Source organism: Hydrogenophaga sp. (genome assembly GCF_030656115.1).
Lineage (GTDB): Bacteria > Pseudomonadota > Gammaproteobacteria > Burkholderiales > Burkholderiaceae_C > Hydrogenophaga.
Genome location: NZ_JAUSOO010000073.1, coordinates 89,995 through 114,322 on the forward strand (window position 1 = coordinate 89,995; position 24,328 = coordinate 114,322).

Genomic DNA, 24,328 nt, shown 5'->3' on the forward strand with positions numbered 1-24,328 from the left:
CGTTTTTTGCCCCACCCCATCAACATCAAGGAAACCCCCATGGACTCTCTCACCTGGATTGCCGTTGCGTCCATCGTCATGGCCGGCCTGACCACCGGCTTTGGCACCATGGGGCCGGCGCTGGCCGAAGGGCGGGCGGTGTCGGTGGCGCTCAGTGCGTTGGCCCAGCAGCCCGACGCCTCGGCCACCATCACCCGCACGCTGTTCGTGGGCCTGGCCATGATCGAGTCCACCGCCATTTACTGCTTTGTGGTGTCGATGATCCTGATCTTTGCCAACCCGTTCTGGAACGCCGCGCTGCAAGCCACCACCCAAGCGGCGGGGCAGTAAATCGATGTTGATCGACGGGTTCACCGTGGGTGCGCAGTTGCTGAACTTCGTGATTCTGGTGTGGCTGATGAAGCGCTTTCTGTACCAGCCGGTGCTGGGCGCCATCGCCGCACGCGAGGAAAAAATTGCCACGGAGCTGGCCGACGCCGCCACCACCCAGGCCCAGGCGAAGCAACAGCAAGACACGTTTGAGCAGAAGAACCAGGCCTTTGACGAGCAGCGCGCCGATATGCTGCAACAGGCCCGAGACACCGCGAAAGCCGAGGGCGAACGCCTGCAAGCCCAGGCCCGCGAGGCAGCCGACGCGGCCAGCACCGCGCTGGCGAAGGCGCTGCGGGCCGACGAACAGCGCCTGCGCATGGACCTGACCCGCCACACGCAACAGCAGGTGTTTCACATCACCCGCCGGGTGCTGGGCGACCTGGCTTCGGCTGGCCTGGAGCAGCGGGTCTGCGAGGTGTTTGTCCAGCGCCTGCAAGCCATGACAGGCGCCGTACGCGACACGCTGGCCCACGCGCTCAAGGCCGCAACCACAGCCGAACCGGCCTTGCTGCGCAGCGCTTTTGCACTGCCAGCGGCGCAGCAAGCCGCTGTTCAAACCGCGCTGGATGAAGCGTTTGGACAGTCGATTCCACTGAAGTTTGAAACCGCTCCCGCGCTGGTTTGCGGCATAGAACTGAGCGCGCAGGGCCAAAAACTGACCTGGAGCATGTCGGACTACCTGACCACGCTGTCGTCGGGCCTGCCCGAAGCGCGGCTGGGCCAGAACGGTTCGGCGTGAGGGCGCTCGCGTGAACACCGCAGCATCCGAGACCACCACGCTGCAAGGCGCGCTGGACGGAGCCTTTGCTGGCATTCGCCAGCGGCTGCAGGCCTTTCAGCCTCAACTGCTGCCGCGCGAAGTGGGCACCGTGGCCCGCGTGTCCACCGGCATTGCGCGGGTCCACGGGCTGCCGCAGGTGGGCTTTGAGGAATTGCTCCAGTTTCCCGGCGGGTTGTCGGGCATTGCCTTCAACCTCGACGCCGACGGGGTGGACGTGGTGTTGCTGGGCGACCATGCCCACCTGCACGCGGGCCAGGAGGTGCAGCGCACCGGCCGCGTGATGGATGTGGGCGTGGGCGATGCGTTGCTGGGCCGCGTGGTGGACCCGCTGGGGCGGCCACTGGACGGCGCAGGGCCGATCAGCACCGACACGCGCCTGCCCATGGAGCGGCCAGCGGCGGCCATCATGGACCGTGCGCCCGTCTCCGAGCCGCTGCAAACGGGGTTGAAGGTCATCGACGCGCTGATTCCCATCGGGCGCGGCCAGCGCGAACTGATTTTGGGCGACCGCCAGACCGGCAAGACCGCCATTGCCATCGACACCATCTTCAACCAGCGCGGCAAGGGCGTGCTGTGCGTGTACTGCGCCATTGGGCAACGCGCCTCCGCCGTGGCCAAAGCGGTGGCGAACCTGCGCGAAAACGGCGCGCTGGAATACACCGTGGTGGTGGTGGCCGAAGGCAACGACGCGCCGGGCCTGGCCTACATCGCGCCCTATGTGGCCACCAGCATGGCCGAGCATTTCATGGAAGTGGGTCGCGACGTGTTGATCGTCTACGACGACCTGACCCACCACGCCCGCGCTTACCGCGAACTGTCGTTGCTGCTGCGCCGCCCGCCGGGGCGCGAGGCGTTTCCGGGCGACATTTTCTACATCCATTCGCGCATGCTGGAGCGCGCCACCCACCTGAACGCTGCGCGTGGCGGCGGCTCCCTGACGGCGCTGCCCATCATCGAAACCGAGGCGCAAAACATCTCGGCCTACATCCCGACCAACCTGATCTCCATCACCGACGGGCAGATCGTGCTGTCGCCCTCGCTGTTCGCGCTGGGGGTGTTGCCTGCGGTGGATGTGGGCCAGTCGGTGTCGCGCGTGGGCGGCAAGGCGCAGCGCGCGGCCTACCGGGCGGTGGCGGGCGATTTGAAGCTGGCCTATGCCCAGTTTGAAGAGCTTGAAACCTTCGCCCGCTTTGGCGCTCGGCTCGACGACGACACCCGCCAAGCCATTGCCCACGGCCAGCGCATCCGCGCCTGCCTGGGCCAGCCGGAGTTGGCACCGGTGCCCGTGCCCGCGCAAATCGCCATCTTGCTGGCCCTGAACGCGGCGCTGTTCGACCCCATGCCGCTGCACCGCATGGCCGCCGCGCAGCAGGCCGTGCAAGCCGCCGCCCTGGGGTTGCCCGACGACCTCGTCAAGCGGCTGGCCGATGCCGATGCCCTGAGCGATGACGACCGCCATCGGGTCACCGAAGCCGCACGCGAGGCACTGGCCTGCTTTTTGGATCAAGACGGGGAGGGCGCGGAAGGCGATGAAGGCGTTGAAAACGCTGAGGCCACGGCAAACGCGGAAGGCCCGCCATGACCGAAACAGCGCGCTGATGGCCAACACCACCACCGCACTGCGCCGCCAGATCGGCAGCGCCCGCGACCTCAAGGCCGTGGTGCGCACCATGAAAGCGTCGGCGGCTTCGGCCATTGGGCAATACGAAAATTCGGTGGCCGCGCTGGGCGACTACGCCCGCACGGTGGAGCTGGGGCTGAGCCTGTGCCTGCGCTCGGCCCATGCCCAAGGCGGGCAGGCGCTGGCCCAAAACCAGACCCACCAGACCCACCAGACCCATCAGACCCACAGCCCAACCGTTGTGCACGCCATCGTGTTCGGCTCCGACCAAGGGCTGGTGGGCCGCTTCAACGAGGCGGTGGTTGAGCACGCCATGGCGCAACTGGGCCAGCAGCCCGCCAAGGCGCAGGTGTGGGCGGTGGGCGAGCGCGTGCAGGCGCGTCTGCACGACGAGGGTCTGTCGCCCGCCTTCACGTTTCCGGTCCCTGGGTCGGTGGAACTGATCACGCGCCTGGTCGGGCAGATCTTGTTGAAGGTGCCAACGCCGGGCCAAGAGAACGAGGGCGCCGCGCCGGGTGAAACGCTGGTGCTGTTTTACAACCGTCCCAGCGGTGCCAGTTACGAACCGGTGAGCCAGCGCCTGCTGCCGCTGGACGGGCACTGGCAAGCCGGGCTCGCCGCCCAGCCCTGGCCCACGGCACAGCAGCCCGAGGTGCTGGGTACCAGCCCCCAAGTGCTGCGGGCCTTTGTGCGCGAACACCTGTTTGTGTCCTTGTTTCGCGCCAGCGCCGAGTCGCTGGCCAGCGAAAACGCCAGCCGCCTGGCCGCCATGCAACGTGCCGACCGCAACATCGGGGAACTGCTCACTGAGCTGGGCGCCAGGTTTCACCGCATCCGCCAAAGCGGCATTGACGAAGAGCTGTTCGACGTGGTGGCCGGCTTTGACGCCATGGCGCCACAAGCGCCGCCACGCGCTTGAGGGGGTGGGTACGGCAGCGAACCCACCCCCTCATCAAATTGCAGAAAAGTCACGGGAGTTCCCCCGCCCCACTGGGGACAGGCGATGGTTAGAAACCGTTGCCCACCCGATCAGCTGCCGCTCGGCACAGCCTGTGCGTGAAGCCTGACGCCAAGGGCCTTGGCCACTTTGAGCACGGTAGCGAAGCTGGGGTTGCCCTCAGCACTTAGGGCGCGGTAGAGGCTCTCGCGGCTGAGGCCGGCATCTTTGGCTACTTGTGACATGCCTTTTGCCCGGGCGATGTCGCCCAGTGCGCGGGCAATGCCAGCGGCGTCTTCCGGTGCTTCCTCCAACCACGCGTCGAGGTAGGCAGCCATCTCTTCGGGTGTGCGCAGGTGTTCGGATACGTCGTAGGCCGAGGTCTTTGGTTTCTCAGGCGCTTTGGTGGCAATTTTTGTCATGACGGCTCCACAAATTTTCGGTTGAGTTCCATAGCGAGCGCGATGTCTTTGGTCTGGCTTGACTTGTCGCCGCCTGCAATGAGCAAAAGGATCTTGTGACCTCGTTGCGAGTAGTACACCCGGTAGCCGGGGCCAACATCGACCTTGAGTTCCGAGACGCCTTCCGTCAAATGGCGGTGTGAGCCCGCATTGCCATGGATCAAGCGATCAACGCGCATCAGCACCCGTGCCCGCCCGGTTCGGTCTTTCAGAGCGTCAATCCAGTCGCGGTACTGATCGGTCTTTTCAACTTGCATCAGCAAAGTGTAGCTCTTGGGCTACAGCTGTGCAATGGGTGAAACCGATGCCGCGCAGACACTGGGTTGGTTGAACCGTTACCCAGCCATCTGCCCAGCCAGAAACCCCAACACCGCCTGTTCAGCCGCAGCCGGGTCCGCAAAGGCTTCGTGGGTGCCGTCCAATGCCAACAAGCGGGCATGGGCGGTGCCGCGCTGGGCGATCAGGGCTTGCGCGTCGGCCAGGGGCACGGTGGTGTCTTGCGCGCCGTGCAGCAGCAGCACCGGGCAGCGCGCTTGCGCCAGCGTGGCCAGCGGGGCGATGCGGCTGAAGCGGGTGCCGATGACCCATTCCACATAGCGGTTGACCAGCCAGCCCAGCGGCCAGTAAGGCACGCGGTAGGCGGCGAGCCAGCGCCGCATGACCTGTTCGGGGTGGGCAAACGCGCCCACGCTCACGGCTGCGGCCAGCCCCGGGCGGCGCGATGCCACCAGCAACACCGCCGCGCCACCCACCGAATGGCCGAGCGCGGCCAGGCGCTGCGGGTTCACCTCGGGTTGCGCGGCGAGCCAGTCGAGTGCGCGGTCCAGATCGTCGGCGAAGCGGGGCAGGGAGCTGTGGTCGTCGCGGCTGCTGCGGCCGTGGTTGCGCGATTCGGGCAGCAACACGGCGTAGCCTGCGGCGTGCAGGGCCTGCGCAGCGGGCAGCAGAGTGCTGGCGTTGCCGCCCCAGCCATGCATGAGCGCCACGGCGGGGGCGCCACTGGTCTGCGAAAGCGGCGGCAGGTACCAGGCAAACAGGCGCAGGCCGTTGGGCCCGTTCAGGTGCACGCTGCGGGCGTGCAGGCCCAGTTCGCCGGGTTGGGTGCCGGCCACGGTGGCGGTGGGGGCCAGGCCCCAGCGCAGCAACTGGCGTGCGCCGAGCAGGGCAGCGCCGGCCAGGGCGAGTGAAACAAAGAGGGGGTTGAGCGTCATGCGGGTGGGTTTAGGGGTGCGTGCATTATGAAGCGCAGGGTGCAGCCCTGTGCAACTTCTTGGATAATCAAAACCATACAAAAAATCGCTTCTGTTAAAGTTTGCTTTATGCCAAAACCCGCTGCCGCTGCCGAACAACTGCCTGCCTCTGCCGCCAAGGCGCTGCGCGATCTGGGTGAAAACCTGGCGCTGGCCCGCCAGCGCCGCAAGGAAAGCCTGCGCGCCTGGGCCAGCCGCATGGCGGTGTCGGTTCCCACCCTCATCCGCATGGAAAAAGGCGACCCGTCGGTGGGCATGGGCGTGTACGCCACGGCGCTGTGGCTCATGGGTCGGCATGCCGCTTTGCCCGACGTGGCCGCGCCCGCGCAAGATCTGAACGCGCTGGAGCAAGACATTGAAGCCGTGCGCCAGCGGGGGCGGCGCATGTCGCGCAAACCGGCCCAAGTGTTGTGAACATGCCATACCAACCGCAAGACAGCATGAGCCTGTGGTGGTTGGCCGACCCGGCTGCCCCGCAGCGCATCGGCACGCTCAGCTTGCAGGACAACCGGCGCAAGTTGGGCCTGAGCTATGCCCCGGGCTGGTTAGCGTGGCCGCAAGGCTTTGCTTTGAGCGAAGACCTGCCGCTGCAGCCCGGTTTGCACCTGCCCGCTGAGCGCGACACCGCTGCCGGTGCGGTGGACGACGCCCGGCCAGACCAGTGGGGCGAGCGCGTCATTCGGCTGATTGAGCGGCCCGCCCGCTTGTCTTTGCTGGAATATGTGTATTTCGCGGGCGATGACCGGTTTGGCGCTTTGGGCGTTTCTTTGGGCGACGCGGTGTATGAACCCGCGCCTACGGCCGTCATGGCGAGCTTTGACGGACTGGACGACATGCACCGCGCCGTGCAGCGCGTGATGGCGGGGGAGGCCGTCACCGAACAGCAGCGCCGCCTGCTGCAGCCGGGCGTGAGCATGGGCGGTGCGCGACCCAAATCGTTGATGCAGATGGACGGGCACGCGTGGGTGGTGAAGTTTTCAGATGGTGGGGAACTGGACGCCCCGCTGATCGAACACGCTAGCATGCAACTGGCCCGGCGCTGCGGCATTCACACCGCCGAAACCCGTGCGTTGCCTCTGCCACGCGGGCACGCGGTTGCGGTGAAGCGGTTTGACCGTGCGGGCGCCCAGCGTGTGCATGTGCTGTCGGCCCATGTGGCGCTGCGCGCAGCGGGCGAGCCCATGGGTTACCCGGAGTTGGCGCAGCTGCTGCGGCGGCTGGGCCGCCCCGAGCAGGTGCGTGCACAGCAGCAAGAGCTGTTCCGGCGCATGGTGTTCAACATCCTGATCGACAACACGGACGACCACGAAAAAAACCATGCTTTGGTGCGCGGTGCCGATGGGTTTTATGAACTGTCTGCCGCCTACGACGTGTTGCCCGCCGCACAAGGCCTGGGCCACCAGCAAATGCGCGTGGGCCAGCAAGGCCATGAGGCCAGCTTTACCAATGCTTTGTCAGAAGCCAGCGCGTTTGGTTTGAGCGCCGCCAGCGCACGCGGTATGGCCGCACACGTGGCGCAGCAGGTGGCGCATTGGAAACCGGTGTTTCAGGGCGAAGGCGTACGCGCAGCAGACATAGAGCTGCTGGCCCAGTACCTGGATGGGGCGCATCTGACCACGCAACGAAGAGAAGCCTTGAGCGGTGGTTTCATGTCCTGAATGCTTCAAGCACCCGCCTGCGCCCGCCGCCAAGCGACCCACTCCGAAGGCCGCAGTCCATAGCGTGCCAGCACGCCTTCGTGCAGGCGGAGCAGTTCGGCTTCGATGAGGGCTTGCACGGTGGCGCGTTCAGAGCTGGGCACGCTGTCGGCGACGGCTTGTGCGATGGTGCTGGTGGGGTGCTTCTCGGGGTGTTGCACCACGTGGCGCACGGTGGTTTTGATGAGGTCGCGCCAGGCCAGTCGCAGCGGGTCGGGTTCGCTGAGCTCCTGGCGGATGGCCAGATACTCTTGCGTGGAGCGTTCGTAGGCCCACACATACAGGTCGCGCAGCAGCTCGACGCGCGTCATTTCGTACACGCCCAACACGGCCCTGCGGTAGGCGGGCTCGGGCACGTCCACAAAGGTCAGCGGACAGAGGTTGGCCTTGAACAGCGGCAGGTTGGCCGCCAGCCGCGAGGTGCGTTTGTTGATGTCGGCAAAGGGCTGCAGGTAAGGCAGGTGCACCATCATGAAAAACGATTGTTCAAAGGGGTCGGCAATCTGGCTGGCTTGGGTCAGCAGCAGGTTGAGCTGGTGGTCAATCTGTTGGGGGACCGACAGGGGGCGGTAAACGGACAGGCCGATGTCCACTGCGTGCTGGCGCACCCGGCCTTCGTCGGCGGGGTTGGGCAACAGGTTTTCGGCCAGGGCGCTGTGCAGGTTGAGCAGGGTGTAGCGGTCAAAGCCCACGCTGTCGATGTTGCCCACCAAAAACTCGATAGCGGCCTTGTGGTTCAGGATCATCTGGGTTTCGATGGCGGGCTTGCCGCTGGCGGCGGTGCCTTGCTCGATCAGCTTGCGGGTGTCCAGGCGCGAATAGGTGTTGCCTTCCAGGTGGCTGGAGGCCCAGGACAGGTCGATCAACAAGCGGTTCAGGATGGCGCGGCTGTAGGTGCCGGCGGGTTCTTGCGCCTGGCCCGGTGGGGTGCGGCCCAGGCGGTGCAAATGCCTGCGCAGGGCTTCGGGCAGGTAGTGGGTCTGGTTGGGCTGGTAGGCCGCCAAAAAGTCGGTTTGGTAGCCCACGGGCTTGCGCGCGGTGGGCGCTTGCTCAATGTAGGCCAGGATCTCCCGGCCCTCTGGCGACAAGGCCACGCTGCCCGCCAGCAGGTCGGCCACCGTTTCGCGCACCGCAAACGCGGCCGTGACCGGGGCGGGTGCCGCGAACGTGGACACCTGGTAACGGCGCGCCCGAGCCTGGCCCTCAGCCCGCACCAAGCCAGCAGCCACCCACTGCGCCAGCTGGCGCTGCGCACTGCGACGCGGCAACGCGGGGTGCAATGCCAGCAGCTGCGCCAGGCTCAGGCTGGTGGTGCTGGCTTGAAGGCTTTGTAATAGGCCGGTGTCGTTGTTCATGGGGGTGCTATTTAACAGATGATTGGCGCGATTTTGGCGCAAAACTCGAAATTGCGCCAGCGGTACCATAAATCGCGCCAAATGCCGTCGGACGGAACGGTTGCCGCCTTGTGCCCGCTGGGGGTGGGGCGGCTGAAGGGGGTTGGTTGCACCAGCTGTGCGGGTGATGGGTCTGGGACAATGCACGCTCGACCTTGCCTGCAAGCTGCGTCCGCAGCTTTCCGCCCCGCCCGCCTGTTCCCCTGCCATCCGCCCCACATGTCCCAAACCCCCGAATTCAACGCCGACCCCGCCGACCCCGCGCCCGAGGCCATGCCGTCTGGCCCGCTGGCGCGCGAGGCGCTGGCGCTGGCCGCGTTTGACCATGTGGTGTCGCACGCCAGCGGCTTTCGGGCGCGGCCCGGCCAGCGCGACATGGCCGCGCTCATTGCCCACACGCTCAGCGGCGTGAGCCTGGGCGACGGTTCGGTGAGCGGCGACGCGGGTTTGCCCGATCGCGGCATTGCGGTGGTGCAGGCCGGCACGGGTGTGGGCAAGTCGGCGGCGTATGCGTCCACCGTGATTCCGCTGGCGCTGGCGCAGCAAAAGCGGGTGGTCATTTCCACCGCCACGGTGGCGCTGCAAGAGCAGTTGATCGCCAAAGACCTGCCCGCGCTGGCGGCGGCGCTGCCCGAGCCGTTCACGTTTTCGCTGGCCAAGGGCCGTGGGCGCTATGTGTGCCGCCTGAAGCTGGACCAACTCAGCGGCGGCGATGCGGCCAGCGCCGACCTGTTTGAGAGCGACGACGCACCCGCCGCTGCCGACGAAACAGCTTCGGGCGTGGCCGCACACACCGTGGCCACGGCGGCGGCCAGCGCGCGGGCGGCCGAGCGCTGGACCGAGCGGGCCAAGCAATACACGCAGTGGACGCAGCAGCTCGACAGCGGCGCCTGGGACGGCGACCGCGACCGCCTGGACGAACCGCCCGAGAGCGACGTGTGGAGCCCGGTGGCGGCCGAGCGCCACAGCTGCACCGCGCGCCACTGTCCCAGCTACCACAGCTGCAGCTACTACCAGGCGCGGGCGCGGCTGGCGCAGTCGCAGGTGATTGTGGTGAACCACGACCTGCTGCTGGCCACGCTGGGCCTGCACGCGCTGCCCGCACCCGAAGACTGCTACCTGGTGTTTGACGAAGCGCACCACCTGGGCGCGGTGGCGCAGGGGCAGTTCACCGCGTCGATGGACCTGATGCGCACCCAGTGGCTCGACCGCCTGCCGCGCGCGGTGGACGAAGTGGCCGGCGCGCTGCAGCACACCCCCAACGCCGATGTGGCCACGCTGGCACGCGAGATGAAGTCGGCCCAAAACGAGCTGGCGCGCATGGCCATGGCGCGTTTGGGCGACAACCCCGACTGGCAAGCGCTGACCGGACGCGCACCGGCGCGCCCAGCGGCGCGCGCTGGCTGGGCGGGCGCACAGGCCAAGGTCGGCACACCCGCCACAGTCGGCTGGGGCGACGGCGCGGCCTCGGTGACGGACCGTTTTGAAAGCGGCGCCCTGCCGCCAGAATGGCTGGAAACCGTGGCCCGGTTGCAGGCCAACGCCAGCGCGCTGCTGAAGGTGTTTGACGCGCTGGCCACCCAGCTCAAGGCCACCGCGCGCGACAACCCCGGCGACGCTGCGCGCTGCGCCAAACTCTACAGCCGCCTGGGCGTGCTGGCGCCGCGCCTGCAAAGCGCGCAAGAAACCGCCACGCTGTGGCTGCAAGAACCCGCCACCCACGACCCCGAGCAACCCCGGCAGGCGCCGCTGGCCAAGTGGCTGCAAGCGGGTCTGAACCACGGGCTCGTGACCCTTACCGCCCACGCCTGCCCGCTGGAGCCTGGCAGCCTGCTGCGCAACCAGCTCTGGAGCAAGGTGCGTGCGGCGGTGGTCACGTCGGCCTCGCTCGTCACTTGCGGCGGTTTCGAGCATTTTCTGCACGAGTCGGGTCTGGCGTTTGACGACGCGGTGGTGGCGCGCGAGGTGCAAAGCCCGTTCGACCACGCCCGCCAGGGCCGCCTGGTGGTGGTGCAGACCCAGGCCGACCCGAAAGACGTGGAGGCCTACACCCGCGAAATGCTCGACGCGCTGATGACCGACCTGGCCGAGGTGCAGCGCGGTGCGCTGGTGCTGTTCACGTCCCGGGTGCAAATGCGGCGCGCGCAAGCGCTGCTCGAACGCGGCCTGCACAGCGACCTGCGCGACCAGGTGCTGGTGCAGGGCGACGCCTCGCGCATCCAGTTGCTGCGCCAACACGCCGAGCGCGTGGCGGCGGGCAGCCCGTCCATCTTGTTTGGCCTGCAGTCGTTTGGCGAAGGGCTCGATTTGCCGGGCGAGCTGTGCGAATGGGTGTTCATCACCAAGCTGCCGTTTGCATCGCCCAGCGACCCGGTGGGCCAGGCCCGCGCCGACTGGCTCAAAAGCCAGGGCCGCGACCCGTTCAGCGAACTGGTGGTGCCGGCCACCGGCGCGCGCCTATTGCAGTGGACCGGTAGGGCCATCCGCGCCGAGACCGACGAGGCGGTGGTCGTTTGCTACGATGCCCGGCTGCTGCGCCAGTCTTATGGCCGGCGCATGCTCAAGGGCCTGCCACCGTACCGGCTGCAGCGCCGCCAGAACGGCGTGCTGTCGGACGTGAGCGCCTAACCTGTTCCACCCTCAACGAAAACCCCCACATGATCTACGCCACCCTGAAACTGTTGCACGTCCTGGCCATTGTGGTGTGGATCGGCGGCATGGTCTTTGCCCATTTCTTCCTGCGCCCGGCCGCCATGCAGCTCGAAGCCCCGGTGCGCGTGCGCCTGATGCACGCCACGCTGCAGCGCTTTTTTGCCGCCGTGCTGGTGGCCATTGGGGTGGTGCTGGCCAGCGGCTTGTGGATGATCGGGCGTGTGGCCAAAGAGTCGGTGCAAGCCGGCCTGGGTTTCGCCATGCCGCTGAACTGGACCCTCATGGCCACGCTCGGCATTGTGATGATGCTGATCTTTGGCCACATCCGCTTCGCCCTGTTCAAGCGCCTGAGCAAAGCCGTGGCCGCCAGCGACTGGCCTGCGGGCGGCGCTGCGCTGGCGAGCATCCGCACGGCGGTGGGCATCAATTTGGCGATTGGCGTGGTGATCATTGCGATCACGTTCTGGATGTCTTGAGGCTGGTGCCCTACATCCGGGGCAGTGGCACGTCGTGGCCCCACAGGCGCTGCCACAGCCAGGGCAGGGCCTTGCCCAGGTCGGGGCGCATGGTTTGTTGCACCGGCAGGTGCTGGCCGCTGGCGCGGGCGGGTGCGCTGCCCAGGTCAAAGCGGAAGGTGTAGGCGGGTTCCTGGCCCATGCGCAGGTCGGTCACAAACAGGCGGCCGTCGGTTTCAGACAGACTGTAGAACCCGTGGGTGAACGCCGCCATGCGCGCCACCGACGGCTCGTTGCCGTGCTCGGCGATCAGCGCCGCACCGCGGTCGTGCGCGGTCCAGGTGATGCGCCGGCCGTTGTCGAGCAGCGAATAGTGGCTTTCAAAGTACTGCGTGGGCGTGGTTGCCACCAGGCGCCAGAGCACGGTGTTGAACGGTGATGCGGTGACGAGCAGGCCCTGCGCACGGATGTTGTGTTCGGCCAGAGACGCGCGGGCCACCTGGGTGGCGTGTTGCTGGGCGCCGAAGCTCCAGGCCAGGTAGAGCGTGCTCAGGGCCAGGCCGGCCAGGTTCCAGCGCAGGCCGCGCGCATTCTTGAGCCGCAGCGCAGCCACCACGCCCACGATCAGCGGCACGGTGTAGAGCGGGTCGATGATGAAGATGCTGCCCACGCCAAACGGGTGGTCGGTGAACGGCTGCAGCAGCTGGGTGCCGTAGACGGTCATGGTGTCGAGCAGGGGGTGGGTGAACAGCCCGAGCCACAGCGCGAGCCACCACCACAAGAACGCTGGCGCCTGCGGGGTGTCGCCGTGCAGGGCGCTGCTGGCCGCTGGCGCGTGCGGGCTTCGGTGGATGTGGGACGCTGCCCAGGCCAGCAGCGGCGATACCAGCGTGAGCAACAGCAGCGAATGGCTCTCGGCGCGGTGGCGCGTCATGTTGAGGATGGCATTGCCGTGGTCGATGAAGGCGTCGAGGTCGGGCAGGGTGCCGGCCACAGCGCCCCACAGGGCGGCTTTCCACACGGCGGTGCGCCGGCCCATCACGGCCACGCTGACGGCCGATCCGAGGGCGATTTGGGTCAAAGAATCCATGGGGTGGTGGGTTGGCGGTGTTGGCAGGTTGCGCCGCACCGTGCGGGAGACACCATCAAGCCTGGACGACGATGGGGAAAGTCGCCCTGACACCGTCTGCGCCGGGCACAAACGGCACGGTGAGCGCGGTGCGGCCCTCGGGACCGAGGCGGCGCCACAAAAAATCGCGTTCGTTGCCCGGGTCACCGGCCACGTAGAGCTGGGTGGTGAGCAGGTCTTGGCCATCGAGCCGCACCTTGACGTGGATGTGCGGCGTGCGCCCGCTGTAGGGCGCCGGGCGCAGGGTGCGAAAGCGGTAGCGGCCGTCGCGCCCCACGCTCACCTGGCCGAAGCCTTGGAAGGCGGGGTCGGCCTTGCCGCCGTCGCCGGGGTGGTGGTAGTGGCCGGCCTGGTCGCACTGCCAGATTTGCACCACCGCGCCTGTCACTGGCACGCCGCGCGTGTCGGTCAGCACGCCTTCGACCCAAGCGGGCTGGCCTTTGCTGTAGGTGGCGTGGCCGTTGCGCAGCAGGTCAAAGTCGCTGTCGGCGGGCAGGGCCACGGGGTAAAACGGGCCTTCGGTCTGGCTGGGCGTGGGCCGCAGGCTGGGCTGCGCCAGCGCGGGCGTGAGCCAGGCCGGTGCGGCGGTGGCGGCGATCATTGAGGCGCTGCGCACGAGCAACTGGCGGCGCGAGGGCGTTGGCAAAAGGTGGGGCGGCATGGGCATGGCGGGCTCCTTCGGCGGGCAGCAGAACTTGCGTTGAGGCTCAGCCCCTGCGGTGGTCGGTGCTGGCGGCGGGTTGCAGTTCCAGCGACACAAAGCGCACCTGGTGGTCGCCCGGGTCGCTGGGGTTGCGGCTTTCTTGGAAGCCGAGCGCGTGCGCAAGTTCCAGCATGCCGGTGTTGACGCGCAGCACCGTGCCCACCAGGCGCTGCGTGCCCCGGGCGCGCAGGTGCTCGATCATTTTGCCCATGAGCCGGTGGCCCAGGCCACTGCCTTTCAGGTCGGAGCGCACGATCACGCCAAACTCGGCGGTGTGGTTGTCCGGGTCCACCGTGGCGCGCACGGCGCCCAGGGTTTCTTCGCCGTCATGGGACAGCGGCCGGGTGGCAATGAAGGCCATTTCGCGGGCGTAGTCGATCTGCGTGAGTCGGGCCAGTTCGCTGTGTTCGATGCTGCGGCGGCTGTAAAACACGCGCAGGCGAATGTCTTCCGGGTCCAGCTGCTCCAGAAAACGGCGGTGCTGGGCTTCGTCTTCCGGGCGAATGGGGCGCAGCGTGATGGCCTCGCCCTGCCAGGCCCAACTTTCCACCAGATGCTGCGGGTAGGGTTGAATGGCAAAGTGCGCCGCACCCGCGGGCCGTGCGGCCGACAGGCGCACCCGCGCGTCCAGCGCCACCGCACCCTCGTGGTTGGCCAGCAGGGGGTTGATGTCCAGCTCGGCCAGCTCGGGCACTTCGACCAGCAGCTGCGACACGGCCACCAGCACCTGCGCAATGCCGTTCACGTCGGCAGCGGGCTCGTCGCGGTAGCCCTGGAGCAGCTTGGCAATGCGGGTGCACTGAATTTGCGCCAGCGCCAGCGGGGTGTTGAGTGGGGGCAGGGCGAGTGCGCGGTCGGCCAGCACCTCCACCGCCGTGCCGCCAGCGCCAAACAAGATGACCGGGCCAAAAATGGGGTCCACGCTGGCGCCGATGATGAGTTCGTGGGCGTGTTTTTTGCGCACCATGGGCTGCACGGTGAAGCCTTGCACATCGGCGTCGGGCCGCAGGGTGCGCACACGCTCCAGCATGGCGGTGCACACCTCGCGCAGTTCGTCGGCGCTGCCGATGTTCAGGCGCACGCCGCCCACGTCGCTCTTGTGGCTGATGGTGTGCGACAGAATCTTGACCACCACCGGGTAGCCCATGGCGTCGGCGGCAGCCACGGCTTCGGTGGGGTCGATGCCCACGGTGCGGGTGGGCACAACCGGCAGGCCCGCTGCGGCCACAAAGTCATTGGCTTCGGGCTCGGTCAGCAGCTCTCGGCCGCTGCTGAGCACGGCTTCGACGATGGCGCGCAGGCGCGGCAGGTCCACCGGCTGGGCGGCGCTGCGCGCGGGCGGGGTTTGCAACAGCGCTTCCTGGTGCAGGCGGTAGGTGCGCAGAAAAGAAAACGCGCGCACCGCTTCTTCGGGCGTGTTGAAATCGGGCACCCCGGCTTGGCGGAAGGTTTGGCGGGCTTGTGCCACCGCTGCATCGCCCAGCCAGCAGCCCAGCACGCGCCGGGGCTCGGCCGTGACCTGCGGCAGCAGCGCCTGCGCAATCTCGGCGCTGGGCACGATGGCGGTGGGCGCGTGGATGAACAGCACCGCGCTGTCGGTCTCGTGCGAGAGCGCTTGCAGCGCGGCCTGGTAGCGGGCGGCGGGCGCGTCGCCAATGATGTCCACCGGGTTGGCGCGCGACCAGTTGGCGGGCAACACGGCGTCCAGCCGGGCCAGCAAGGCGCCGTCCAGCGCAGCCAGCGGCACGCCCGCTGCGGCTGCGGCGTCCGCCGCCATCACGCCGGCGCCGCCGCCGTTGGTGAGCACGATGAGCTGGCCCGAGGGGCCGTCGCGAAAGCGCGACAGCGTTTCAGCGGCCAGAAACAGCTCGTGCAGCGTGTCCACGCGCAGCATGCCAGCGCGGGCAATGGCCGCGTCAAACACCGCGTCAGACCCGGCCAGGGCACCGGTGTGCGTGGCGGCGGCCTGCTGGCCTGCCGCCGAGCGCCCGGCCTTGACCACGATCACCGGCTTGTTGCGGGCGGCAGCGCGGGCGGCCGACATGAACTTGGGTGCGTCGTCGATGCTTTCGATGTAGAGCAGGATCGAGCGGGTTTTGGGGTCGCTGCCCAAAAAGTCGAGCATGTCGCCAAAGTCCACGTCGGCGCGTTCGCCCAGCGAGACGAAATGCGAAAACCCGATGCCGCGCGAGCCGGCCCAGTCGAGCATGGCCGTGACCAGCGCACCCGACTGCGACACAAACGCCAGGTCGCCCGGTTGCGCGCCGATGTGCGCAAAGCTGGCGTTCAGCCCCAGGTGGGGCACCAGCATGCCGATGCAGTTGGGCCCCAGGATGCGCAGCGTGTGCACCCGGGCGGCGTCGAGCATGGCCTGCTTTTGTGCTTTGTCGAGTCCGGCGGTGACCACAATGGCGGCGCGTGTGCCGCGCGCACCCAGGGCCGCGATGAGCGGCGCCACGGTGTGGGCGGGGGTGCAGATCACGGCCAGGTCGGGCGCTTCGGGCAGGGCTTCTGCGTTGCGGTAGGCGGTGACGCCGCTGAGCTGGCTGTGTTTGGGGTTGACCGGGTAGAGCCGGCCGCGGTAGCCGCTGTTGCCGTGGCCCAGCAGGTTGCGCCACACCGTGCCGCCCACGCTGCCGGGGCGCTCGGAGGCGCCAAAAACCGCCACCGAGGCGGGGGCAAAGAGGGCGTCGAGGTGGCGGATGCTCATGCTGATGTGCTTTCTTGGGTGGGTGACTTTTCGACGCTTTTGTCGCTGCGGTTGGACGACATGAAGGCGATCAGCGCCGAGCGCATGGCTTCTTCCACCGTCATGTCGATCGGCGTGGTCCAGCTGCGCGGCACAAACACGGTGTAGCCGCCGATCATGTAGCCCATGGGCAGGTACACCGCCACATGGTCTTCCAGTTCGTTGAGTCCCCGCGCCAGGCCTTTCATGGACTGGCGCGTGACCAGGCCCACGGTGGACAGCTCGCCCCCGGGCATGCGCAGCAGCACCACCTGCTGGGCGTCTTTTTCGTGCGGGGCGAAGTAGTCGGCAAAATTCTTCAGCGACGAATAAATGCTTTTCACCACCGGCAGGTTGGTGAACGGCAGTTCCACCCACGACAGCAGGCGCGCGGTGGAGGGCAGTGAAATGAAGAAGCCGAGCCCCACAATCAACCCGGCGCCCAGCACAATGCCCAGCCCGGGCAGGTAGAAGTCACCAATGACGGGGCGGATGATTGCCATGGCCACGCTTTCGGTCCAGGTGACGAACAGGAACAGCACGTAGACCGTCAATGCCAGGGGCAAAAACGTGATCAGACCGCGAAAGAAGTATTGGTAAATCGGTTTCATGACAGGCGGTAAAAAAACCACGCGTCGACTGCGCGCGGCTGTTTCTCAGCATAGCAGCCGACCACCGTTGCCGCATGACATGCGCAGCGGGAGCTTCCCGCTGCTGCGACAAGAATGGCGGATGGCGCTGCGTGATGCGTTCAGGGCGTGCCGCGCACCAGGTCCAGGGTGGCGGTCATGCGCCCGGCAAACACCAGGTCCAGCTGAGCGCCACCGCGGTTGCTGTGAACCATGACGCCGGGTTGCCCGGCGGGTTCGGTGCGTTGCAGGCGCAGCAGTCCGTCGGGCCAGTGAAAGGCCAGGCGGGCTTGCATCGGCAGGTAGCCGTCGAGGTAGCGGCGCATCAGCGGTCCGGCGTGCAGGCGCCAGGTGTGTTCGTTCACCCGCTCCAGGGCTTTGGAGGTGAGGTTGATGCAGGCGCTGCCGCCGCGCTGAACCTGGGTCAGCTCCACCCGGTGGCCTTGCACCTGCGCGCGCTCCACGCCTTGGGTGGACGCCATTTCAATCTGCTGCACCCGCTGGGGGTTGAACGCGATGACGATTTTGGCGTTGGGGTCGAGCTGGTGGTGGCAGGTGGACAGCCGCACCACGCCGCTGGTCAGGCTCTCGTCACTGATCTGCACCCGCGAGGCGTAGTGGTAGGCGCCGGGGTCGGGGCGTTCGCTCAAAAAGCGCAGCTCGCCTTCCAGCGCCACGTCGGACAGCTCCAGGGCCTGTGCGGCCAGGGGCAGCGCGAACGCCAGCAGTGTGCTGGCAGCGAAGCGAACGTGGGGCGTGAGGCAAGGGTGGGCCAGAACCATGGCAGACTCCAGAAAATGCTTGCAAGCGAGGGGCTTGTCCCTATGTAATGAACGTTGGTTTTAAAGCGCTGTTGATTGTTGGGCAAATCGGTTGGGCGCGTGTGCCGATACTTGCGGAACTCCACTGGCCCGTCGGGCTCTTCCTTCTATGAACGGTTTTACAGACTTTCTCGGCCGCGTGGTCAGCGGCATCATCAAGCTGGTTTTTGGACTGGCTGTGGCCATTTTTGTGCTGAGTCTGCTGCTGGCGGTGCTGGTTGTTGTGCTGGTGTCTTCGCTGTGGGCGCTGTTGAGCGGGCGCAAGCCGGCGCCGGTGGTCATGTTTCAGCACTTCCGGCAGGCGTCGCAGCGCTATACCGGGGGTGTGTGGTCGGGCCGAACCGGCGCCGGCCGCACAGCCGGTCGCGGCGCTGAGCCGGGCGATGTGGTGGACGTGCAAGCCCACGAAGTGCCCGAACCCACGGCGCCCGGCGCCGCACCGCGTGCCGCCAGCGACCCCGTTGTGCGGCTGCCCTGAAGCGGCTGTTTTTCCGGGCTTGCGGGGGCGTCTTCAGTCTTCTTCCGTTTGCCGGCTTTTGCGCTGGGCCAGGGCCGCTTCGTACAGCGTGTTGCGCGGCTGGCCAGTGATGTCGGCGCACAGCTTCACGGCGGTTTTCAGCGGCAACTCCGTCAGCAGCAGGTCCAGCGTGCGCTGGGTGGCGGCGTTCAGCGCGCCGCCCTCCGTTTTGTCGGCGGCACTCGGGTGCACCAGCAACACGAATTCGCCGCGCGTGCGGTGGGCGTTGGCCTGCAGCCAGGCCGGGAATGCCTCGGCGCTCAGGTGTGCCACTTCTTCAAACTGCTTGGTCAGCTCGCGCCCCACGGTCAGCATGCGCGCGCCCAGGGCGGCCAGGTCTTTGGCCAGGGCTTCGATGCGGTGCGGCGCTTCCAGCAGCACGCAGGCCCGGGCGTCGTCGGCCATGTGCTGCACCTCGCGCTGGCGCTCGGCCGCTTTGGGCGATAAAAAACCGGCAAACACAAACCGGCCATCCCAGCCGCCGGTGCGCGGTGAGCCCGCCACGCTCAGCAGCGCGGTGATGCTGCTGGCGCCCGGAATGGGCACGCAGCGCAGGCCCACCGCCGTGACCGCCGACACCAGGCGCGCGCCCGGGTCGCTCACGCCGGGGGTGCCAGCGTCGCTCACGTAGGCCACGCGCTGGCCTGCTTGCAGGCGCTGCACCACGGTTTGTGCGGCCTCGGCTTCGTTGTGTTCGTGCAGCGCCAGCAGCGGCTTGTGCAGCCCGTAGCCTTGCAGCAGGCCGGCGGTGTGGCGCGTGTCTTCGCAGGCCACGGTGTCGGCCAGCGACAGCACCTGCAAGGCGCGCAGCCCGATGTCGGCCAGGTTGCCGATGGGCGTGGCGACCATGTAGAGCGCGCCCTGCGGATAATGCTGGTGAGCGGCTGCCTCGCGTGCGGCGGCCAACAGGGATGGAGTGCTTGCAGACAATGTGGTTTTCCAGAAAACAGGTGGCGCCAGCGCCGCAGCCCAACCGGCCGACGCGGCCCACCACCAAGGGCCGGGGCGATGCCGCAGAAAACCTGGCGCTGGCGCATTTGCAGCGCCACGGCCTGACGCTGGTGCAGCGCAATTTCAAGACCCCGGGCCGGGGCGGTGGCGAAGTCGATTTGATTATGCGCGAGCCCGACGGCACGCTGGTGTTTGTCGAGGTGCGCCAGCGCGCCAGCACCCGCCAGGGTGGCGCCGGTGCCAGCATCACCGCCACCAAACAGCGCCGCATTGTGCTGGCCGCGCGGCACTTTTTGCTGCGGTTCGGATCAGAGCCCCCATGCCGGTTCGATGCGGTGCTGATACACGGGCGGCTGGAGCCGCAAGCCCCGGCGCCAGAACCCTTGCGCATCGACTGGTTGCGCGCGGCTTTTGACGCATCCACCGGCTTTTGATGACTTCCTTGACCGCTATGATCGCCCCATGCTTTTGCAACGAATACAACAACAATTCATTGACAGCGCCGACCTGAAATACCAGTGCGCGCAGTCGTTGGCCCCGGTGGTCGAAGCGGCCACCACCGCCGTGCTCGTCAGCGTCACGGGCGGCGGCAAGGTGCTGGCCTGCGGCAACGGCGCGTCTGCCGCGGCGGCACAGCACTTTGCCGCCAGTTTCATGGGGCGCTACGACCGCGAACGCCCCGAACTGGCCGCGTTTTCGCTTTCGGCCGACGCGGCCGTGCTCACCGGCATTGCCAACGACTTCGACGCCCGCGCCGTCTACGCCCGCCAGGTGCGCGCGCTGGGCCAGGCCGGTGATGTGTTGCTGGTGCTGTCCACCAGCGGCAATTCGGGCAATTTGCTGGCGGCGGTGGAAGCCGCGCACGAGCGCGACATGACCGTGTTGGCCCTGACTGGCGGGCGCGGTGGCCGCCTGGCGCAAATGCTGCGCGACACCGACGTGCTGGTGTGCGTGCCCCACGATGTGCCGGCCCGGATTCTGGAGGTGCACCACATGGTGTTGCACTGTATTTGCGACGGTGTGGACGCCCAGTTGCTGGGGCTGCCCGACGCGCTGAGCAACGAGCAGGAGAACCCCGTATGAAGTCCATTGAGCCAAGCCGCTGGAGCCGTGTGGCGGCCGCGACCCTGACGGTTGTGTTGCTGGGGGCTGCGGTGTCGGCTTGCGCCCCTCTGGTGGTGGGAGGTGCCATGACCGGCGCCTTTGTGGTCACCGACCGCCGCACCTCGGGCGCCCAGTTGGAGGACCAAGGCATTGAGCTGCGCGCGGCCAACCGCCTGCGTGAACAAATAGGCCAGCGCGGCAATGTGTCCGTCACCAGCTACAACCGCCGTGTGCTGCTGACGGGTGATGTGGCCAGCGAACAGGACAAGGCGCTGGCCGAAAGCACCGTGATGGGTGTCGAAAATGTGCGCGGCATCGTCAACGAGCTGGGTGTGTTGGGGGCTTCTTCGCTCTCGCAGCGCTCGTCCGACCTCTTGGTCACTGGCCGGGTGAAGGCCGCCATGATCGATGCGCGCGACTTGTCGGCGTCGGCCGTCAAGGTGGTCACGACCCGAGGCACGGTGTATTTGATGGGCCTTCTGACCCAGCGTGAAGCCGACCGCGCCACCGAAATCACCCGCAACACCCAAGGCGTGCAGCGCGTGGTGCGGGTGCTGGAAATCCTCAGCGAGGAAGAGCTCGCCCGCATGCTGCCCAAACCGTCTGAAAACGAAAAAGCAACGCTCGCCAAGTAAGGGGTTGCCCACCATCGCCGGCGGCGAACGCACCACCCACCGCTACCACGCAACCGGCTTTGCCGGGGCGCTGGTAACGCCTCCCTGAAGGGGCGACGCCGCAGGCGGTGCGCGGGTGGGCTTATTTCAAGCGTTTGATCAGGCTGGACGTGTCGAGTCGGTTGCCGCCCTGGGCTTGCACGTCGGCGTAAAACTGGTCCACCAGCGCCGTGACCGGCAACCGGGCACCGTTGCGGCGGGCTTCGTCCAGCACCAGCCCGAGGTCCTTGCGCATCCAGTCCACAGCGAACCCGAAATCAAATTGATCGGCCACCATGGTTTTGCCCCGGTTGTCGAGCTGCCAGCTTTGTGCGGCGCCTTTGCCGATCACGTCCAGCACCTGGTTCATGTCCAGCCCGGCTTTCTGACCAAACGCAATCGCTTCGGCCAGCCCCTGCACCAGCCCGGCAATGCAGATCTGGTTGACCATTTTGGTCAGCTGACCCGTGCCGCTGGGGCCCATGCGGGTGAACGCGCGCGAAAACGCCAGGGCCACCGGCTTCACGGCGTCAAAAGCCTTTTCGTCGCCGCCGCACATCACGGTCAGAGCGCCGTTTTGCGCACCGGCCTGACCGCCCGAGACGGGCGCATCGATGAAGGCCAGGCCCAGCGTTTTGGCCGCGCCATACAGCTCGCGCGCCACGTCGGCCGATGCGGTGGTGTGGTCCACGAACACCGCGCCGGGTTCCATGCCAGCGAACGCGCCGTCGGCGCCCAGGGTGATGGAGCGCAGATCGTCGTCGTTGCCCACGCAGGCGAACACGATGTCGGCACCCATCGCCGCTGTGCGTGGCGTGCTCTGGGCAGCACCACCGAACTCGGTCACCCAGGCCTGCGCTTTGGCGGGCGAACGGTTGTAGACCGAGACCGAATGCCCGGCGCGTGCCAGATGCCCGGCCATGGGAAAACCCATGACGCCCAGGCCAAGAAACGCGACTTTTTTGGGGGCGGCAGATTCGTAGGTTTTTGAAGCGATGGAGGTCATGAAGGGATGTCTTTCAATGAAGCGTTGAAACAGGTGCAAGGTCGATCCGGCGCGTGAGGTTCAACCCCGCATGCCCCCGGGAGGCGGTGAGGCGCCTTCAGGTGCGGCGCGAGGGTCAATTACACGATGGTGAAGTTTTCGGTGCCGGCGGACAGATCTTGCGTTCGGGCACGCCGGCTGTTGAGCTTGATTTGCAGGCGCAGATCGTTCAGGGAGTCGGCGTTGCGCAGCGCGTCTTCGAACGTGATGAGGTTGGCCTCAAAGGCCTGGAACAGCGCCTGGTCGAAGGTCTGCATGCCCATGTTGCCGCTCTTCTTCATGATTTCCTTGATCTCGGCCACATCGCCTTTGAAGATCAGGTCGGAGATCAGCGGCGAGTTCAGCATCACTTCCACCGCGGCATGGCGCCCTTTGTTGTCCTGGCGCGGCACCAGCCGCTGCGACACCAGCGCCCGCAGGTTGAGCGATAGGTCCATCAGCAGCTGTGCGCGCCGCTCTTCGGTGAAGAAGTTGATGATGCGGTCCAGGGCCTGGTTGGCGCTGTTGGCATGCAGCGTGGCCAGACACAGGTGGCCGGTTTCAGAAAACTGGATCGCGTGCTCCATGGTCTCGCGGTCGCGGATCTCACCCATCAGGATCACATCGGGGGCCTGGCGCAGCGTGTTCTTGAGGGCCGCTTCCCAGCTGTCGGTGTCCAGACCCACTTCGCGCTGGGTGATCACGCAGTTTTTGTGCGGGTGCACAAATTCCACCGGGTCTTCAATGGTGATGATGTGGCCCTGTGTGTTTTCGTTGCGCCAGTCCACCATGGCCGCCAGCGACGTGGACTTGCCCGAGCCCGTGCCACCCACCAGGATGCACAGACCGCGCTTGGACAGCACCACGTCTTTCAGCACCTGGGGCAGACCCAGGGAGTCGATGGTGGGCAGCACCGACGGAATCGTGCGCAGCACCATACCCACCTTGCCTTGCTGAATGAAGGCACTGACCCGGAACCGGCCAATGGCCGGTGGCGCGATCGCGAAGTTGCATTCTTTGGTGCGCTCAAACTCGGCGGCCTGCTTGTCGCTCATGATTGAGCGCGCCAGCGCCAGGGTGTGGCCCGCGTTGAGGGGCTGTGGCGAGACCTTGATCACCTTGCCATCCACCTTGATGGCGGGGGGGAAGTCGGCGGTGATGAACATGTCGCTGCCGCCTCGGGTCAGCATGAGCTTGAGCAGGTCGTTGATGAATTTCGATGCTTGGTCGCGTTCCATCCTGCTTACCTTTTGTTTTCAATGTTGGCGAGAAGCCGCGCAGGCCGCCACGCTGGCTTGACCGGGCCACTGCGGTGGATCTCTGTGGCTGTGTGGCTGGGTCCAGCGAGCCAGCAGAGGGTCATCTTTAACCGTGGAAATTTTCAGGAATCTTGGCTTTGCTGCGTGCTTCCGCCGGGCTGATCATGTTGCGCTTGACCAGATCGGTGAGGTTCTGGTCCAGCGTCTGCATGCCCACGTTGCTGCCGGTCTGGATGGCCGAATACATTTGCGCCACTTTGGCCTCGCGTATCAGGTTGCGGATGGCGCTGGTGCCCAGCATGATTTCGTGCGCCGCCACGCGGCCCGTGCCGTCTTTGGTCTTGCACAAGGTTTGCGAAATCACCGCCACCAGCGATTCGGACAGCATGGCGCGCACCATGTCTTTTTCTTCGGCCGGGAACACGTCAATGATCCGGTCGATCGTTTTGGCCGCGCTCGATGTGTGCAGCGTGCCGAACACCAGGTGACCGGTTTCGGCGGCTGTCATGGCCAGGCGGATGGTTTCCAGGTCGCGCATCTCGCCCACCAGAATCGCGTCCGGGTCTTCCCGCAGGGCTGAGCGCAGTGCATTGGCAAAGCTCAGCGTGTGCGGACCCACTTCGCGCTGGTTCACCAGGCACTTTTTGGACTCGTGCACAAATTCCACCGGGTCTTCCACGGTGAGGATGTGGCCGTACTCGGTTTCGTTGAGGTGGTTGACCATGGCCGCCAGTGTGGTGGATTTGCCCGATCCGGTGGGGCCTGTGACCAGCACCATGCCGCGTGGACGCAAGGCCAGGTCGCCAAAAATCTTGGGCGCGTTGAGCTGCTCCAGCGTCAGGATTTTGCTGGGAATGGTTCGGAACACCGCGCCTGCGCCGCGGTTGTGGTTGAAGGCGTTGACACGAAAACGCGCCAAACCTTCGATCTCAAACGAAAAGTCGCACTCCAGGAACTCTTCGTAGTGCTTGCGCTGGTTGTCGTTCATGATGTCGTACACCATGCTGTGCACCATTTTGTGGTCCAGCGGCTCGACGTTGATGCGTCGCACGTCGCCGTGCACCCGTATCATGGGCGGCAGGCCGGCGGAGAGGTGCAGGTCAGAGGCTTTGTTTTTGACACTGAAGGCCAGCAATTGTGTGATGTCCATCCCGGGGGTCCTGTGCTGTGTTGGTATTGACGAACCGATT

The 24,328-nt window shown here is 66.7% G+C and carries 25 protein-coding genes; 12 read left to right on the forward strand and 13 right to left on the reverse strand.

From position 1 onward, the window contains the following. Positions 1-39: 39 nt before the first annotated feature. From Q7J58_RS10545 to Q7J58_RS10560, 4 genes are read left to right on the forward strand one after another with little or no spacing between them, the layout of a single operon-like run. A complete protein-coding gene (locus Q7J58_RS10545) occupies positions 40-330 on the forward strand; it encodes a F0F1 ATP synthase subunit C (protein WP_304827290.1) in 291 nt (96 codons plus the stop codon). Between the two features lie 4 nt (positions 331-334). Beyond that, positions 335-1,111 (forward strand): F0F1 ATP synthase subunit delta, encoded by a 777-nt coding sequence (locus tag Q7J58_RS10550; protein WP_304827293.1) that lies wholly within the window; start codon positions 335-337, stop codon positions 1,109-1,111. A gap of 10 nt (positions 1,112-1,121) precedes the next feature. After that, a complete protein-coding gene (locus Q7J58_RS10555; protein ID WP_304827296.1) occupies positions 1,122-2,735 on the forward strand; it encodes an alternate F1F0 ATPase, F1 subunit alpha in 1,614 nt (537 codons plus the stop codon). Positions 2,736-2,751: 16 nt separating this feature from the next. Next, the gene (locus Q7J58_RS10560) at positions 2,752-3,693 is read left to right on the forward strand and encodes a F0F1 ATP synthase subunit gamma (protein WP_304827299.1); all 942 of its coding nucleotides are present in this window, start codon (positions 2,752-2,754) and stop codon (positions 3,691-3,693) included. Positions 3,694-3,803: 110 nt separating this feature from the next. Here Q7J58_RS10560 and Q7J58_RS10565 read toward each other — a convergent pair whose 3' ends face one another. The 3 genes from Q7J58_RS10565 to Q7J58_RS10575 all read right to left on the reverse strand — a co-directional run bounded on the left by Q7J58_RS10565 (position 3,804) and on the right by Q7J58_RS10575 (position 5,383). Next, the gene (locus Q7J58_RS10565; RefSeq protein ID WP_304827302.1) at positions 3,804-4,133 is read right to left on the reverse strand and encodes an addiction module antidote protein; all 330 of its coding nucleotides are present in this window, start codon (positions 4,131-4,133) and stop codon (positions 3,804-3,806) included. Beyond that, positions 4,130-4,429: a type II toxin-antitoxin system RelE/ParE family toxin gene (locus tag Q7J58_RS10570; protein WP_304827305.1), complete on the reverse strand. Its 300-nt coding sequence runs from the start codon at positions 4,427-4,429 to the stop codon at positions 4,130-4,132. The genes Q7J58_RS10565 and Q7J58_RS10570 overlap by 4 nt, the downstream gene beginning before the upstream one ends. 78 nt (positions 4,430-4,507) lie before the next feature. Continuing rightward, on the reverse strand, positions 4,508-5,383 hold the full coding sequence (locus Q7J58_RS10575) for an alpha/beta fold hydrolase (RefSeq protein WP_304827308.1): 876 nt from the start codon (positions 5,381-5,383) through the stop codon (positions 4,508-4,510). Between the two features lie 108 nt (positions 5,384-5,491). On the opposite strand from Q7J58_RS10575, the gene Q7J58_RS10580 reads away from it, so the two are divergent. Continuing rightward, the gene (locus tag Q7J58_RS10580) at positions 5,492-5,836 is read left to right on the forward strand and encodes an XRE family transcriptional regulator (protein ID WP_304827311.1); all 345 of its coding nucleotides are present in this window, start codon (positions 5,492-5,494) and stop codon (positions 5,834-5,836) included. Positions 5,837-5,838: 2 nt separating this feature from the next. Further along, positions 5,839-7,080, forward strand: coding sequence for a HipA domain-containing protein (locus tag Q7J58_RS10585; protein WP_304827314.1), 1,242 nt, complete (start codon positions 5,839-5,841; stop codon positions 7,078-7,080). A 5-nt stretch (positions 7,081-7,085) separates the two neighbouring features. Here Q7J58_RS10585 and Q7J58_RS10590 read toward each other — a convergent pair whose 3' ends face one another. After that, positions 7,086-8,474 (reverse strand): Fic family protein, encoded by a 1,389-nt coding sequence (locus tag Q7J58_RS10590; protein ID WP_304827317.1) that lies wholly within the window; start codon positions 8,472-8,474, stop codon positions 7,086-7,088. 258 nt (positions 8,475-8,732) lie between these two features. Between Q7J58_RS10590 and dinG the strand changes: the two genes are divergently transcribed. Then, a complete protein-coding gene (gene dinG, locus Q7J58_RS10595) occupies positions 8,733-11,141 on the forward strand; it encodes an ATP-dependent DNA helicase DinG (RefSeq protein ID WP_304827320.1) in 2,409 nt (802 codons plus the stop codon). Positions 11,142-11,170: 29 nt separating this feature from the next. Continuing rightward, positions 11,171-11,641 (forward strand): CopD family protein, encoded by a 471-nt coding sequence (locus Q7J58_RS10600; RefSeq protein ID WP_304827323.1) that lies wholly within the window; start codon positions 11,171-11,173, stop codon positions 11,639-11,641. A 10-nt stretch (positions 11,642-11,651) separates the two neighbouring features. Here the strand turns inward: Q7J58_RS10600 and Q7J58_RS10605 are convergent, their stop codons facing one another. From Q7J58_RS10605 to Q7J58_RS10625, 5 genes are all read right to left on the reverse strand, one after another. Next, complete coding sequence (locus Q7J58_RS10605; RefSeq protein WP_304827326.1) at positions 11,652-12,710, reverse strand: metal-dependent hydrolase; 1,059 nt, start codon at positions 12,708-12,710, stop codon at positions 11,652-11,654. Positions 12,711-12,765: 55 nt separating this feature from the next. Further along, positions 12,766-13,350 carry a protocatechuate 3,4-dioxygenase gene (locus Q7J58_RS10610; protein WP_304827402.1) on the reverse strand — a complete coding sequence of 195 codons (585 nt, stop codon included), beginning with the start codon at positions 13,348-13,350 and terminating at the stop codon, positions 12,766-12,768. A gap of 106 nt (positions 13,351-13,456) precedes the next feature. Continuing rightward, complete coding sequence (locus tag Q7J58_RS10615) at positions 13,457-16,162, reverse strand: bifunctional acetate--CoA ligase family protein/GNAT family N-acetyltransferase (RefSeq protein WP_304827329.1); 2,706 nt, start codon at positions 16,160-16,162, stop codon at positions 13,457-13,459. Further along, positions 16,159-16,791, reverse strand: coding sequence for a DUF502 domain-containing protein (locus Q7J58_RS10620; RefSeq protein WP_304827331.1), 633 nt, complete (start codon positions 16,789-16,791; stop codon positions 16,159-16,161). The genes Q7J58_RS10615 and Q7J58_RS10620 overlap by 4 nt, the downstream gene beginning before the upstream one ends. A 140-nt stretch (positions 16,792-16,931) precedes the next feature. Continuing rightward, positions 16,932-17,591, reverse strand: a complete 660-nt coding sequence (locus Q7J58_RS10625) for a hypothetical protein (protein ID WP_304827334.1) — start codon at positions 17,589-17,591, stop codon at positions 16,932-16,934. Between the two features lie 148 nt (positions 17,592-17,739). Here Q7J58_RS10625 and Q7J58_RS10630 point away from each other — a divergent pair, with 148 nt between their 5' ends. Further along, positions 17,740-18,108, forward strand: coding sequence for a hypothetical protein (locus Q7J58_RS10630; protein WP_304827336.1), 369 nt, complete (start codon positions 17,740-17,742; stop codon positions 18,106-18,108). A 33-nt stretch (positions 18,109-18,141) separates the two neighbouring features. Here Q7J58_RS10630 and rsmI read toward each other — a convergent pair whose 3' ends face one another. Further along, on the reverse strand, positions 18,142-19,077 hold the full coding sequence (gene rsmI, locus Q7J58_RS10635) for a 16S rRNA (cytidine(1402)-2'-O)-methyltransferase (RefSeq protein WP_304827339.1): 936 nt from the start codon (positions 19,075-19,077) through the stop codon (positions 18,142-18,144). On the opposite strand from rsmI, the gene Q7J58_RS10640 reads away from it, so the two are divergent. The 3 genes from Q7J58_RS10640 to Q7J58_RS10650 are packed head-to-tail and all read left to right on the forward strand — an operon-like array spanning position 19,077 to position 20,837. Further along, on the forward strand, positions 19,077-19,532 hold the full coding sequence (locus tag Q7J58_RS10640) for a YraN family protein (protein WP_304827342.1): 456 nt from the start codon (positions 19,077-19,079) through the stop codon (positions 19,530-19,532). The genes rsmI and Q7J58_RS10640 overlap by 1 nt on opposite strands. Before the next feature lie 28 nt (positions 19,533-19,560). Continuing rightward, on the forward strand, positions 19,561-20,181 hold the full coding sequence (locus Q7J58_RS10645; protein ID WP_304827345.1) for an SIS domain-containing protein: 621 nt from the start codon (positions 19,561-19,563) through the stop codon (positions 20,179-20,181). Then, positions 20,178-20,837, forward strand: a complete 660-nt coding sequence (locus tag Q7J58_RS10650; RefSeq protein ID WP_304827347.1) for a BON domain-containing protein — start codon at positions 20,178-20,180, stop codon at positions 20,835-20,837. The genes Q7J58_RS10645 and Q7J58_RS10650 overlap by 4 nt, the downstream gene beginning before the upstream one ends. A 121-nt stretch (positions 20,838-20,958) precedes the next feature. On the opposite strand, the gene Q7J58_RS10655 is transcribed toward Q7J58_RS10650, so the two are convergent. The 3 genes from Q7J58_RS10655 to Q7J58_RS10665 form a co-directional block, all read right to left on the reverse strand. Continuing rightward, positions 20,959-21,861 (reverse strand): NAD(P)-dependent oxidoreductase, encoded by a 903-nt coding sequence (locus Q7J58_RS10655; protein ID WP_304827350.1) that lies wholly within the window; start codon positions 21,859-21,861, stop codon positions 20,959-20,961. Positions 21,862-21,980: 119 nt separating this feature from the next. Further along, a complete protein-coding gene (locus Q7J58_RS10660; RefSeq protein WP_304827352.1) occupies positions 21,981-23,117 on the reverse strand; it encodes a PilT/PilU family type 4a pilus ATPase in 1,137 nt (378 codons plus the stop codon). 127 nt (positions 23,118-23,244) lie between these two features. Further along, entirely contained in the window at positions 23,245-24,288 is a 1,044-nt protein-coding gene (locus Q7J58_RS10665; protein ID WP_304827354.1) for a type IV pilus twitching motility protein PilT, read from the reverse strand. Positions 24,289-24,328 lie beyond the last annotated feature (40 nt).

Bases quoted from the DNA above. Each gene is read 5' to 3' on its own strand.
- Q7J58_RS10545 (WP_304827290.1), top strand. From the start codon at position 40: ATGGACTCTCTCACCTGGATTGCCGTTGCGTCCATCGTCATGGCCGGC.
- Q7J58_RS10550 (WP_304827293.1), top strand. From the start codon at position 335: ATGTTGATCGACGGGTTCACCGTGGGTGCGCAGTTGCTGAACTTCGTG.
- Q7J58_RS10560 (WP_304827299.1), top strand. From the start codon at position 2,752: ATGGCCAACACCACCACCGCACTGCGCCGCCAGATCGGCAGCGCCCGC.
- Q7J58_RS10565 (WP_304827302.1), bottom strand. From the start codon at position 4,133: ATGACAAAAATTGCCACCAAAGCGCCTGAGAAACCAAAGACCTCGGCC.
- Q7J58_RS10570 (WP_304827305.1), bottom strand. From the start codon at position 4,429: ATGCAAGTTGAAAAGACCGATCAGTACCGCGACTGGATTGACGCTCTG.
- Q7J58_RS10575 (WP_304827308.1), bottom strand. From the start codon at position 5,383: ATGACGCTCAACCCCCTCTTTGTTTCACTCGCCCTGGCCGGCGCTGCC.
- Q7J58_RS10580 (WP_304827311.1), top strand. From the start codon at position 5,492: ATGCCAAAACCCGCTGCCGCTGCCGAACAACTGCCTGCCTCTGCCGCC.
- Q7J58_RS10585 (WP_304827314.1), top strand. From the start codon at position 5,839: ATGCCATACCAACCGCAAGACAGCATGAGCCTGTGGTGGTTGGCCGAC.
- Q7J58_RS10590 (WP_304827317.1), bottom strand. From the start codon at position 8,474: ATGAACAACGACACCGGCCTATTACAAAGCCTTCAAGCCAGCACCACC.
- dinG (WP_304827320.1), top strand. From the start codon at position 8,733: ATGTCCCAAACCCCCGAATTCAACGCCGACCCCGCCGACCCCGCGCCC.
- Q7J58_RS10600 (WP_304827323.1), top strand. From the start codon at position 11,171: ATGATCTACGCCACCCTGAAACTGTTGCACGTCCTGGCCATTGTGGTG.
- Q7J58_RS10605 (WP_304827326.1), bottom strand. From the start codon at position 12,710: ATGGATTCTTTGACCCAAATCGCCCTCGGATCGGCCGTCAGCGTGGCC.
- Q7J58_RS10610 (WP_304827402.1), bottom strand. From the start codon at position 13,350: ATGATCGCCGCCACCGCCGCACCGGCCTGGCTCACGCCCGCGCTGGCG.
- Q7J58_RS10615 (WP_304827329.1), bottom strand. From the start codon at position 16,162: ATGAGCATCCGCCACCTCGACGCCCTCTTTGCCCCCGCCTCGGTGGCG.
- Q7J58_RS10620 (WP_304827331.1), bottom strand. From the start codon at position 16,791: ATGAAACCGATTTACCAATACTTCTTTCGCGGTCTGATCACGTTTTTG.
- Q7J58_RS10625 (WP_304827334.1), bottom strand. From the start codon at position 17,591: ATGGTTCTGGCCCACCCTTGCCTCACGCCCCACGTTCGCTTCGCTGCC.
- Q7J58_RS10630 (WP_304827336.1), top strand. From the start codon at position 17,740: ATGAACGGTTTTACAGACTTTCTCGGCCGCGTGGTCAGCGGCATCATC.
- Q7J58_RS10640 (WP_304827342.1), top strand. From the start codon at position 19,077: ATGTGGTTTTCCAGAAAACAGGTGGCGCCAGCGCCGCAGCCCAACCGG.
- Q7J58_RS10645 (WP_304827345.1), top strand. From the start codon at position 19,561: ATGCTTTTGCAACGAATACAACAACAATTCATTGACAGCGCCGACCTG.
- Q7J58_RS10650 (WP_304827347.1), top strand. From the start codon at position 20,178: ATGAAGTCCATTGAGCCAAGCCGCTGGAGCCGTGTGGCGGCCGCGACC.
- Q7J58_RS10655 (WP_304827350.1), bottom strand. From the start codon at position 21,861: ATGACCTCCATCGCTTCAAAAACCTACGAATCTGCCGCCCCCAAAAAA.
- Q7J58_RS10660 (WP_304827352.1), bottom strand. From the start codon at position 23,117: ATGGAACGCGACCAAGCATCGAAATTCATCAACGACCTGCTCAAGCTC.
- Q7J58_RS10665 (WP_304827354.1), bottom strand. From the start codon at position 24,288: ATGGACATCACACAATTGCTGGCCTTCAGTGTCAAAAACAAAGCCTCT.